The following is an 11,976-nucleotide window of genomic DNA, read 5'->3' on the forward strand; positions in this document are numbered from 1 at the left end:
CTCACCAACTCAGCTCCTTGGCTGCCTGGCGATGAGAATTCAGGGTAATGTCACAGATAAGACCATCAGAGATGTTGACTACCCGGTCTGCCATGCCGGCCACCACAGTGTTATGAGTGATCACCACTGTGGCGGTACCGAGCTGGCGATTGATATTCTCTATGGCTTCGAGTACCAGAATGCCGGTTTGTTTGTCCAGGGCGCCTGTGGGCTCGTCACACAATAAAATATCGGGCTGTTTGGCTATGGCCCGGGCAATAGCCACTCTTTGCTGTTCACCTCCTGATAATTGGGCGGGAAAATGATGCTGCCTGTGCCCCAGTTTTACCAAATCCAAGGCCGCGGCTGGGCTTATTGGATTGGGCGCGATCTCAGTGACTAACGAGACATTTTCGTAAGCGGTCAAACTGGGAATGAGATTGTAAAACTGGAATACAAAACCGACGTGGTCTCTGCGAAAAAGGGTGAGTTGGCTATCGTTAGCCTTGCTGAGGTCCTCATCGCCATAAAATACTTGCCCCGAGCTAGGTAAATCCAACCCGCCAAGGATATTGAGTAAGGTCGATTTGCCACTGCCGGAGGTGCCTAATAATACCACCATTTCGTTAGGGTAAAGCTCAAAATCCACACCGCGTAAAGCTTGTACTTCCAGGTCGCCACTGCCATAGATTTTGCTAATTTCACGTGCAGCAAGTACCGGTTGCAGTGCAGCGTGATTTGAAATTTTACCATCAGGCAACATGAGGCAGTCTCCATTGGATACTTATCTGAATATTTCCATCTATTTCACATTCACATATTGATTCAGATCAAAATACCCGCTCTCGGTGCCTTTACACTGTCAACCGACAAACAGCAATTGCACAGGTGTGAAGATCACAATTTCAATTTCCTCCGACCGTTATATGCAGCAGGGTGTTAGTGCAATCGACGAGTGCAAAGGCCTAAGGAAATAATATAGTGAGGATTTGCTCGCCAGAGCCAGATCAGTGGTTTATAAAAAGGCGTATCCATCAGGGCAATAAACAATATTTTGGTAATTTTTAAAGGAAGCAAGATAATGCAAAATACGAATACATCCAGTAATTCTGCCAGTATGGCCCCCGCAATCTGTGAATTAGACGGCAAAAAAATTAAAATTCGCCCGATTACAAAAGATGATATGCCTCTGGAAGCAGATTTTATTCAGCACTTGTCGCCCGAGACTAAACATTATCGTTTTTTCGGTGCGCTAAATACGGTTTCACCAGCCATGCTAAAGTCCTTATGTGATGTGGATGGTGAAAATTCCATGGCCTTTATCGCTACTGAAGAGGTGGATGGCAAAGACGTGGAAATAGGGGTGAGCCGATACGCGGTGGGCGATAGCCACGAGGTGCACGAAATAGCCTTAACCTTGGCTGATAACTGGCAGCACAAGGGATTAGGCAAGTTGTTAATGAGCTATTTAATTGATTACGCCAGAACCCATGGGGTGAAAATCCTGTTTTCAGTGGAATTAGCAGACAATAACACCATGCGTTTGTTAGCAAAAGAGATGGGCATGAAAGTCAGGCCCGATCCCGAGGATATTCATCAGCTGATCTATACCCTGGCGCTGTAGTTGTTTATAGCGATTAAGCGTTGCAGACCAACGTAGCATCAATCACTTCGCCAAAAAGATATGAGCGGCCAAATCAGCAAAACACCCTTGAAATATCATCGATAACAGGGAGGGGTACAGAGTCAATTGGATTGCGTTATTTATACTCACTCATCGGTCGGCCCGGCAATTAAGTAAGACACTCAGGGTAGATGATCAAAGTCACGGGCAGTGTGGTAAGCAGTGCGGTTATTCAAGATAACTTTTTAGAAAGTTTGGCTGGCTGAATCGTTAACGTGTCGATCATTACAAGCAATTGATCGGGGCCAGCTCACTGATGAAGTGGGCAATACCAAATTTGCTAAAAATAGCACTTAAGCCCGTTGTATTTATCACACAGCGGGGCTAATTTTCCATATTTATGTCCAGCCAGTTTCGACAGCAAAAAGAGTTTGGCGGTGTTAATGAAAAACCTTATGACTAAATCGAGCATGTTTGAATGATCCCATTAGCCTCATAAAGTCTTTGCGGTCGAGTTGGATCAAGGTTTCATGATCACCACTTTCGATAAACAATTCCTGCTGCTGGATCAATTCCTCGTCATAAACCGCGTCTAAATGATAGGCGCTGGGCATGGGAGGAATGGCTCCTGAGTCACAATCAGCAAACATTTGATAGACTTGGGCTTCTCTGGCCAATTTCAATTCACGGTTGAGCGCGGTACTCAGTACACGTAAATCTACTTTGTAGTCTGCTGGTAATATGGCCATTAAATGTTTCCCTTCGTGATCCTCTAACATGACGGCTTTTGCTATTCGGTGCATGGGAACTTCGGCGCTAATGGCCGAACTAATAGAACTTCTGCTGTGTGCATGGGGTACCATCGAGTAGTGGATATGCTCACTATCGAGAAATTGTGTAACACGATTTTGATTTATCATACTATTGCTCCAGTTGAGCCAATAAAGGAGCTGTAATTATAGTCCATAGCAGAGTATTTGAACTTTATTAACGACAAATATAAGCGTTAAAAAGGCATATCGGTTACTGGGCAGGGGTTTTTCACACCGCTATTGGAAATGACCGCTCCACACTTATAATTCCACTGGCCACCTTATTACTTTGGCCATAGTCGCTTACCGTTTTGGTTTTCTTACTATGGGCGGCTATTCGTAAATCTAAAAAGGTGCTCAGCCTATGCTGAACACCCTTGTGTTCGAAGAGCAGATACACCTTGGCCATTACAGCACACGATATTGACCGTAATGGGTATAGGTGATGGGTTTAAGTTCATATTTTGGTTGCAAAAACGACACGAGATTAACCAGCTCGGTAACGGTCATTACATCATTAAATATCGGCATTTTGGATGCGCCGCTTTCATCTTTTACCTTGCTTTCATAAGGGGCTCTTGGTGCCAATTTATGGGACGGATTAATAATAGAAGTCACCAGTTCTGCGTAGGTTTTTACCCTAGCCGAACGACCACCAAGTCTGACCGGTGGATCAAAAGCCTTTTCCATATCACTCCCTGCATAGTTATCTAAGGCGTGGCATGTCTGACACTGATATTTGATAAAGACCTGTTCACCCATGGCCACGTCCCCCTCAGGCAGGCTAAAACCTCTAGGCGAATCCGGGCCGTAGGAACAAGCTGCAAAGCCCGCAACCAATGCCGCCAAACCGATCAAATTTAACTTATTCATATTGATTCCTTGCTGAGAATGAACCGCTTAACGATAACGGATCAGCTGGCAATTGAAATCAATAAACCCCCACTTTATTGATGGAGATCAAGATGTCGAAACAAATATTGAAGAATGACTGCTTGGCACAGGCATGGGTGCCTTGCACAAGTGGTTGATGTACGAGCCAATGGGTTAACTCAGCGCCAGCCACACCCCGACCAACACCAACAAGCTACCCGCTATACGGTTCATCCAGCGAATATTGTCGCCTGTGTTTAAAAATGCCCTTAAACTTTTGCCACCGCAAGCGTAAGCCAACATACAGCCAAATTCACTGAACATAATAATACTCACCAGTACCACTAGCTGAGGGGCGACGGGTTTGGTCACACTGATAAAAGGAGGCAGCAAGGAAATCATAAAGGCCCAGCCTTTGGGGTTGGCCACAGCAGTAATAAAGCCTTGCGACACCAGTTGATTACGCCTGGCTTGGGGCACCTGGGTTTGCTCGCTGACTTGGCTTTTAGCTCGCCACATACTGAGGCCCATGTAGACCAGATACAGGCCCCCGAGCCATTTTCCTAACATAAATACGCTGGGGTAATTGAGCATAACGCCCGCCACTCCTAGAACGGCTGCCACGGCGACCAGCGCAACACCAGCCACTTCACCAAGCATCATCCATAAGGTGCGACGAACGCCAATACTCATGCCCAGCGTCATCGCCAGGGTCATACACATACCAGGCGTGATAGAGACAAAAAAGAAAGTCGGAATAAATACCGCCAACAGGGCAAAATCGGGCATAGTGATATTCAAAAATAGCAAAGAGCTGCAGTGTAGCGTTATTTGCCTGTTAAATAATACAGGCGCTTGTCCCAGATCTTAATAAATTTAATTGTGCCCACAATAGGTAAATCACGCCAGGCCCTTATCTAGAGCCACCTTTATAGACATCAAGCGCAGCTACAAAGGCGTAAGGTTATGCATTGCAAATAATAGGGCTCACCCGTTCGCCATTGAAGCTGGCAACGAGTTGTGAAAGGCATGTTTGGGGGATTTCCCAGACATACCTGCATCACCCTGCATGCAGTGGCTGTTATTTTTTAGCAGCTAACGCTTGCAGGGCAGTGGCTTGTCAAAGTCAATTTGCGGATATTAAGCTACAGATTGAGGTTCATTACTTAACCGTAAATCTTCTTCCTGGGGCATAGTTGTATCGGCCGGGGCTCGCACCGTGAGCAGCTTACGCAAGGCAGACACCAGAAATACCGTGGTTTCTAATGGCGAGCGCGCATAAAAACTCTCCCAGGCATGGCTTTTAAACTCATTATAATTGTCCACTCGCTTTGGATATTGATCCAAATAAGCCAAGTGCACTGCATGGCCTATGGTCACATCCACCACTATCGCCTCGTCTATCATAAGGGTCGGGTTTTGCTCAAAGAAGCTGGCCAGGGCGCTAAGGGTTTCCACTGTCAATTGCCGATATTCGGCTGCATGGATATTATTCAGCATGTGGGCAACCAACAGCGCAAACGCGGCTTCGCCTTCCGTCATATCACTTAGCACATAATCACTGTCGATACGGTTTCGTTTGTCCATTTTGTTACCGATCACCAGCGCCGGGGTATGATGCAAAATACGCCATATTTGACCATTAAACAGCTCCGTGCGCCGGTCGATGGTGCCTTGATGTTGGCGCCATACCTGCCAGCCTTCTTTTGGTGTAGCCAGTTGCTCCAGACCCAAATCTTGCTGCCATTTGAGCTTGCCTGGGCTGGCTTGAGCGTGCAGCTGTTCCAGTTTTTGCGGCAGGTCGGCCAAGGCTTGATATTCTTCCAAAACGGCTTCTAATCTGTTTTGAATAACAGAAGGAGGCATATCCATCAAGTTTTCGTAGGCTTGATCTGGTGTGCTGTGTTGTTGCCGGGCCAGTTGGCTGGTTAACAAGATAATCAGATGACTAACCCTTATGGTCAGTAATTCGCTAAATAGCTCTGGACGGGCTTTTATCAAAACCCCTAAACATAACAGTACTTCCTGGGTCAGGATCTGATCTCTGACATCTTCCCGGCAATAATTATGGATCTTGGCCATTAACTCTTCATCGTGCAGTGGCTTGGATATCAAAGAGTCGTCGCTGTAGGAGCGGCCCACCTGAATATATTTTTGGGCAACCAGCAAGGCACCTACTGCCAAGCTCAGATGACTGTCGATTTTGTTCAGTAATCCCGACGCATGGCGCAATATCGACCACAGGCGTAAGCGGCCCGCCTGGGTATACACTTCTTCGAGCAATTCACGAATACTGTGATTTTCATCCCGTAAGCTAATGCTGGTATCTATATCGCGTTTTTTTGCCAGTGCGGCCAACAAGGAAATTTGCAAATAGAGGTTATCGGCATCGGCCAGATGTTCGACTACTATATGTTCCTGGGTTTCCAGATCGATGCTTAATTCTTCGCTAGGCGTAAGTGGCCGGTGCGTGCCGTCTATGGCCAAAAACTTGGGCTGAGTCAATAAACTGGCCAGGGGCTGTGCGGGTAAAACTAAATCGTGTAATTCATCTATACGCTCAATAGCGGCTGTGGGGGTGAGCTGGGCCATACGGCCGTGTATGACTGGCACGCCAGCTACTTCGCCGCTGCTGATCTGCTGCATCAGCTCGAAGAATATAGTGCGCTCCGCATCCAGTAAATTGCGCGTTAGCAGTACCGTGACAGTCGGGCGGCCGACTTCGGTCCAGTTTCTGTGCAAATAACTCAACTCACTCTTAAAACGTCGCACCAGCAGGTCAATATCGTAGCTGAGAAAAAATTCCTGTTGCATAAAAGAAGGGCTTAAACACACTGCACGTTGTTTGCCTAACATATAGACCCGGCTGGTCGTCAGGCTTTTTAAAGTCCGGGGGATACGGCCGGTTAACCTCAGGCTATCGCAACGGCCAACCTGGGCATGCACAGCGGCAATATCTTCTGGGCGATAAACCTTAACCGGTGCGATATCGTCGAGGGTTTCGGTGGCGACGCCATGGGCCGCCATTTCCGCCTGTAGGGCCTGGTCTTCGGCTAAAAAGATCAGTTGCACCACAGGGCGTTTGGTTTGCTTCACGTGGCGTCGCCCCAGAGGATCAAGATCCCCGGGCAGAAGCAGTCCATCCTCAAGCATAGCCCCAAGCAAATACAAGCTTTGGGCCCATACCAAAGGCACATTGTCATTGGGCACTCGATCCTGAGATTGGGGGGTTTGCCGTTCAAGTTCAATAGAATCATGGGGCACAAAATACAGTTCCGGCAACAGTTTGTAGCCATTTTGTTCTACCAGCACACCGTCGAGGCGCTGACGGTAATGTTTTATCTGGGGGGTATCATCACGAAAAATGGCATCCAGGTACAAATAGGCATAAAACAGCGGCCATTCGGATTCAATATGTTCAAACTGTTTAAGCTCTTGCTCTTCATAATGCAGGCGCCCTTCAACTTCGAGCACGGTTTGATGCCCGTCACGCAAGAAACGTTTCAAGCCATAACGGCCCTCAAGCTTACTAATAATTTCGCCGCGCACCCGGTCAGCCAGGACCTGATCTTGTATCGCAAACGCTGGAAATCCCACCACACTTAATAGGGCAGCATCGATTTCCTTGGTATTGGACTCCCTGGGTAACATGGCGCTCAGGGTAATATTGGACTGGGCAATATTGTCTGGTGCGACATGTATAACGGTATTTTGCGAGCCTTTGGCACCAAACAGGTTGAAACCTGACAAGGCCTCTAGCGCCGCCTTTGCCATGCCCAACGAGCTGGCGTTGAGCTCCACATTACCACTATTTGATTTGGCCCCGCGCTCCCAAATACCATAGTCGGGAGTACGATAGGCCCGTTCAATGTAATACACCAGGTTTTGCACAAAACACACTTCTTCCTGGGTCCAAATCACCTCTAGGCCTGAGGCTATCATCTGCGTCATGGTTAACAGGAACACCGATGTGGCATCGATTTGCAGGTGGCCCCACTCCAGATCGCCTACAACATTGGCCCCGGTGATGGTGTCGTATTTGGCGTGTAACGCATCGTGGGGATTACGGGTCTTCTTAAATTCTTCGACCTTGGGCGATTGCGCCATCATAGAACTTAATAAGCCGCGCATTAACTTGACGGTCCGCTGACGTAATTCAAATCCTCGGCCGTCGTCGTCGTCAAGATTACGATAAGCCAGGGCTAAGCCCCAAACGGCGAGAATACTGTAAACGTTGTCCCGTACCCAGGCATCCTGGTAATTACCGTGCACGGTAATAGCCGTACTGGCGGGCAGCAACCCGGTAATGGGGTGCTGTTTGTCTAAAATGATTGACTTTACTTGGCGGTAATAATCATCAAGGTTGTTATGTAAATCGATACTTTGCATGGGAAGATCCTTGTTGACTAAAGAATGTCTTGGATGATGAAAAATAACTGGCATCCGGATAAACGGTTTACCTGTCAATTGTGACAATTTAAGGAACCGGCATTCGGTTAATTATCCAGCAAATAACGGGCCATAAAGAGGCTTTTTTTAGGCCCAGCTGATATAACCTAGCTAATTCATTGTTTATATGTACTTTAATTAAAGAATATACTTGTGTAAATTGCCGGGCAGTTTAGCCCGCCCAAGACCAATTGCCTATGTTTTGGCAACAACATACGTTTGCAAAAGCCTAAATTGGCCGAATTAGCACTAAGGGTGTGCAATAACCAGGGCCTAACATGGCCATAAGCAAGAAATTCGGCCTGAGACTTGTTTTAACCCAAACAAGACTCGAGATCTATTAGACCAATAGGTATACATAGGCAATAAATGCAAACAATAACTATTATCATTTAACTTTAAGTGCGACAATACTGGCTTATAATTATTAAGGGGGAAGTAAAAAGGCATGCGTAATATCATCAAAGAGTGTGTGACTTTTGTTCACCACTGGAACGATACCTTATTCAGTTTTAAAACGACCAGGGGTAAGTCATTTACCTTCGAAAGCGGACAATTTGTGATGATCGGATTAGAAATGGCGGGTAAACCACTCATGCGCGCCTATAGTATTGCGAGCGCCAATTATGCGGACGAACTGGAATTTTTTAGTATTAAAGTACCGGACGGGGCCCTGACTTCAGAGCTACAAAAAATAAAAACCGGAGACGAAGTCGTGCTCACCACTCGTGCCGCAGGTACCCTGGTAGCCGGTTATTTGCAACCAGGTAAAAATCTGTATTTACTCAGTACAGGCACCGGGTTAGCGCCGTTTATGAGCATTATTCAAGATCCGCACATTTATGAGCAGTTCGACAAAATAATTTTGGTGCACGGGGTGCGCTGGGCCTCGGAATTAGCCTATCAGCAGGAAATCGAAGTAGGCTTACCCAATAATCCGTATTTTGGCGATATGGTGCAAGAAAAGCTGCTTTATTACCCCACGGTTACCCGTGAGGTTTACGAATATAATAGCCTTAAAACAACCGACGGTTTATGTGCCCATCAAGGGCGTATTACGGATTTGCTGCTGTCTGATACGTTAACCAATGACTTGAATTTGCCGCCGATCAATCCTGATGCAGATCGTTTTATGTTATGTGGCAATGACGCCATGTTGAAGGATCTTGCCAGCATTTTGGATGCCAAAGGTTTTACTAAAGCCAACTCCCGCTCCCAGGGGCATTATGTGATTGAACAAGCTTATATCGACAAATAAATATTGCGCGCCTGGGGGGAAGGGGTTTTTTATTTGCTCACTGGTTTGATGGCTCACTTTGCTTCGCCAACCAATAGCCCATGCCCGGCACTGCTGATATACGTAGGGCCATAGTGGTTCTGTCGCCTATGACAAACGCGCCATTACCCGGCCCTGTATCTGGCGAATGATGACTCAAGCTTTACAACAGGACAAACCCATATTATCGATTTAGGCTGGTGTAATTACCCGGTGTTTTGCACAATATTATTCACCCCGTTACTGGAACAGTAGTTTATCCAAAAGAGAATGGCATGAAATTATTACGCTTTGGCCCAAAGGGGCAAGAAAAACCCGGCATAGTAGACAGCCAGGGCAAAATCCGCGATTTAACCGGTATCGTGACTGATATAGCCGGCGGCACGCTTGATGATGCCAGCTTGCTTAAAATTCAACAACTGGATTTGACTACCCTCCCTGTGGTCGATGCCGACGTGCGTTTAGGGGCCTGTGTGGATAAGGTCGGCAAATTTATCTGCATAGGACTCAATTACCGGGATCACGCCAAAGAAACCGGCGCAAAAGTGCCCAGCGAACCGGTTATCTTTATGAAAGCAACCAGTGCCATCAGTGGGCCAAACGATCCTATTGTTCAACCTAAAAATAGCACTAAGCTAGATTGGGAAGTAGAGCTGGCAGTCGTGATTGGTAAGCCTTGCAGCAATGTCACAGAGCAGCAAGCAACCCAGTATATTGCCGGTTATTGTATATGTAATGATGTATCCGAACGGGCATTTCAATTGGAAATGGGAGGGCAATGGGATAAAGGCAAAGGGTGTGACAGTTTTGGGCCTATTGGCCCTTGGCTTGTGACCCGAGATGAAATCCAAGATGTACTGAATTTGACCATGACCCTAAGGGTAAACGATAAGGTCTATCAAAATGGCTCGACCCAAACCATGATTTTTTCACCGGCCTTTATTGTCAGTTACGTCAGTCAGTTTATGAGTTTACAACCAGGAGATGTTATCAGTACGGGTACACCGCCTGGGGTGGGTTTAGGTCAAAAACCGCCGGTTTATTTGCAAGTCGGTGATAAGCTTGAACTGGCTATTGAAGGTTTGGGCATACAACGGCAAACTGTTCAAGCCTATGCAAACTAACCATAAAAGGTTGGGCCGACGGAAGCGTTAATCACTCGCTCGAAACAATCAGGGGCTTTGTTGGTGATCGCCCATTGTTTGACATTGCTGCAAACCAGCGCCAACCCCTATGTGGTCACTATGGGTAATAATAATACCGTCTAACTACGGCTTAATGTTGCACAAGTATTCAATCCCCTGGGTGGTATTAGCGGGATCCTGATCAGACAAAATATCATTTTTACCGGGGGCGAATATGCTCCCCAACAATTAGCTACGTCATCTGCCACAGGCGCTCGCCAGGCTAAGACCAGAGCAAATAACCCCCGGCTGCGATGTTTAGCCCGCTGTGATTGGTTACCCAGAATAACGGGCAGTGATTGCAATCATTCAAACATATCTTAAGGTGAACATACGCTGCGCACTATACATCGTTAAACTAAGTGTGGTAGAAGTTGTATAGGATCACTTAGCTATGTTGTTGTTCTGAAGATCGCGTTGTAGCAAAGATAGGTGCATATCTCGTGTATTCTATCTTGTTTTGGTATCGCCTCGCTAAATGCTGTTGCTTACATAATATAAAGGAAGTCGATGTATTCATACTTAGCCCGTCAACCAATAGTAGATAATACGCACACCATATTCGGATACGAACTATTGTTCCGGGACGGTGAGAAGAACTGTTTTCCGGATATTGATCCCGATGAAGCAACCTCAAAATTATTAACCCAAAGTCACCTCACTACGGGTGTCGAGATGATAGCTAACGGTAAATTGGCTTTTATCAACTTCCATGAAGATACCTTGATACACTGTTTTCCAACGTCCCTTGACCCGAAAAAAGTGATCATCGAAATAGTAGAAACGGTCCAGTTAACTGAAAGGTTAGTGCAAGCATGTGCGCACATTAAACAGTTGGGTTATAAACTGGCACTGGACGATTATGACTTCACGTCTAAATGGGACGTATTGTTACCCTACGTGCATTTTATCAAAGTGGATATTAGCGAACACAGTGTGGACGTCATTCGCGCTATCATGCCAAAACTTAAAGCATCAGGGGTTAAGTTAATAGTAGAGCGTGTTGAAACCAAACAAGAATTCGACTGTTTTAATCAGATGGGTTTTGATTATTTCCAAGGTTACTTTTTCGCCAAGCCAGAAATCATAAAGAATAAAGTTATTTCTTCTTCAAAAATGGCCTTGCTGCAACTAATGGCGGCCAGTAGTAAAACCAGCTTCGATTTTGACGAAATCAACACTATCATCGAAAGAGACGTGGCGCTGTCATACAAATTATTGCGCTTTATTAATGGCCCCTCGGTAAACAAGCGTCATAAAATACTGTCGCTTCGCCATGCCTTAAATTACATGGGCGTGGTTGAAGTGAAAAAGTTTATTGCGCTGCTGGCCTTAGCCAATCTCGCTGAGGACAAACCCCATGAGCTGGCAAATATGTCACTGGTTAGGGCCAAATTCTGTGAGTTATTGTCTAACGCCAAAACCGACGCCGAAAACCCGCCTTGCGGATTTTTGGTGGGCTTGTTTTCATTGCTCGACACCTTGCTTGAGCAAACTATGCAAGACTTGACGGCAAAACTGCCGTTAAATGAAGAGTTGGTCGCCGCGTTGTGTGGTCAAGACAATTACTTAAACCATTATCTACAACTTGTGTGTGCGTTTGAACATGGTCGATGGGACGACATTGCCCAGGCATGCGCATATTTGCACGTTCAGCAAGACGTAGTCTTTAATATTTACCAGGAAGCTATTAGTTGGGGTGGCGGCATGATGCAGGAAATGGCAGTAGCCTAACCGGCATTAATACGGGGGTGATCTGTGTTACTCACAGTATCAAAA

The 11,976-nt window shown here is 46.3% G+C and carries 9 protein-coding genes; 4 read left to right on the forward strand and 5 right to left on the reverse strand.

Features of this window, described 5'->3' with window-relative positions; genetic code table 11:
* Window position 1: 1 nt before the first annotated feature.
* Window positions 2–742 carry an ABC transporter ATP-binding protein gene (locus AC3RV5_RS10490; protein ID WP_489731866.1) on the reverse strand — a complete coding sequence of 247 codons (741 nt, stop codon included), beginning with the start codon at window positions 740–742 and terminating at the stop codon, window positions 2–4.
* 318 nt (window positions 743–1,060) lie between these two features.
* On the opposite strand from AC3RV5_RS10490, the gene AC3RV5_RS10495 reads away from it, so the two are divergent.
* On the forward strand, window positions 1,061–1,603 hold the full coding sequence (locus tag AC3RV5_RS10495; protein WP_489731867.1) for a GNAT family N-acetyltransferase: 543 nt from the start codon (window positions 1,061–1,063) through the stop codon (window positions 1,601–1,603).
* A gap of 440 nt (window positions 1,604–2,043) precedes the next feature.
* Here the strand turns inward: AC3RV5_RS10495 and AC3RV5_RS10500 are convergent, their stop codons facing one another.
* From AC3RV5_RS10500 to AC3RV5_RS10515, 4 genes are all read right to left on the reverse strand, one after another.
* On the reverse strand, window positions 2,044–2,523 hold the full coding sequence (locus AC3RV5_RS10500) for an aminoacyl-tRNA deacylase (protein WP_489731868.1): 480 nt from the start codon (window positions 2,521–2,523) through the stop codon (window positions 2,044–2,046).
* A gap of 300 nt (window positions 2,524–2,823) precedes the next feature.
* Window positions 2,824–3,288 carry a cytochrome C gene (locus AC3RV5_RS10505; RefSeq protein WP_489731869.1) on the reverse strand — a complete coding sequence of 155 codons (465 nt, stop codon included), beginning with the start codon at window positions 3,286–3,288 and terminating at the stop codon, window positions 2,824–2,826.
* A gap of 174 nt (window positions 3,289–3,462) precedes the next feature.
* Complete coding sequence (locus tag AC3RV5_RS10510) at window positions 3,463–4,077, reverse strand: LysE family translocator (RefSeq protein WP_489731870.1); 615 nt, start codon at window positions 4,075–4,077, stop codon at window positions 3,463–3,465.
* Between the two features lie 351 nt (window positions 4,078–4,428).
* Window positions 4,429–7,677, reverse strand: a complete 3,249-nt coding sequence (locus tag AC3RV5_RS10515; RefSeq protein WP_489731871.1) for a glycoside hydrolase family 15 protein — start codon at window positions 7,675–7,677, stop codon at window positions 4,429–4,431.
* A gap of 508 nt (window positions 7,678–8,185) precedes the next feature.
* On the opposite strand from AC3RV5_RS10515, the gene AC3RV5_RS10520 reads away from it, so the two are divergent.
* The 3 genes from AC3RV5_RS10520 to AC3RV5_RS10530 all read left to right on the forward strand — a co-directional run bounded on the left by AC3RV5_RS10520 (window position 8,186) and on the right by AC3RV5_RS10530 (window position 11,931).
* A complete protein-coding gene (locus AC3RV5_RS10520; protein ID WP_489731872.1) occupies window positions 8,186–8,995 on the forward strand; it encodes a ferredoxin--NADP reductase in 810 nt (269 codons plus the stop codon).
* Window positions 8,996–9,288: 293 nt separating this feature from the next.
* Window positions 9,289–10,137 (forward strand): fumarylacetoacetate hydrolase family protein, encoded by an 849-nt coding sequence (locus tag AC3RV5_RS10525; RefSeq protein WP_489731873.1) that lies wholly within the window; start codon window positions 9,289–9,291, stop codon window positions 10,135–10,137.
* 570 nt (window positions 10,138–10,707) lie between these two features.
* The gene (locus tag AC3RV5_RS10530; RefSeq protein ID WP_489731874.1) at window positions 10,708–11,931 is read left to right on the forward strand and encodes an EAL and HDOD domain-containing protein; all 1,224 of its coding nucleotides are present in this window, start codon (window positions 10,708–10,710) and stop codon (window positions 11,929–11,931) included.
* The last annotated feature ends 45 nt before the right edge of the window (window positions 11,932–11,976 follow it).

The organism is Paraglaciecola sp. IT1134 (assembly GCF_058068185.1).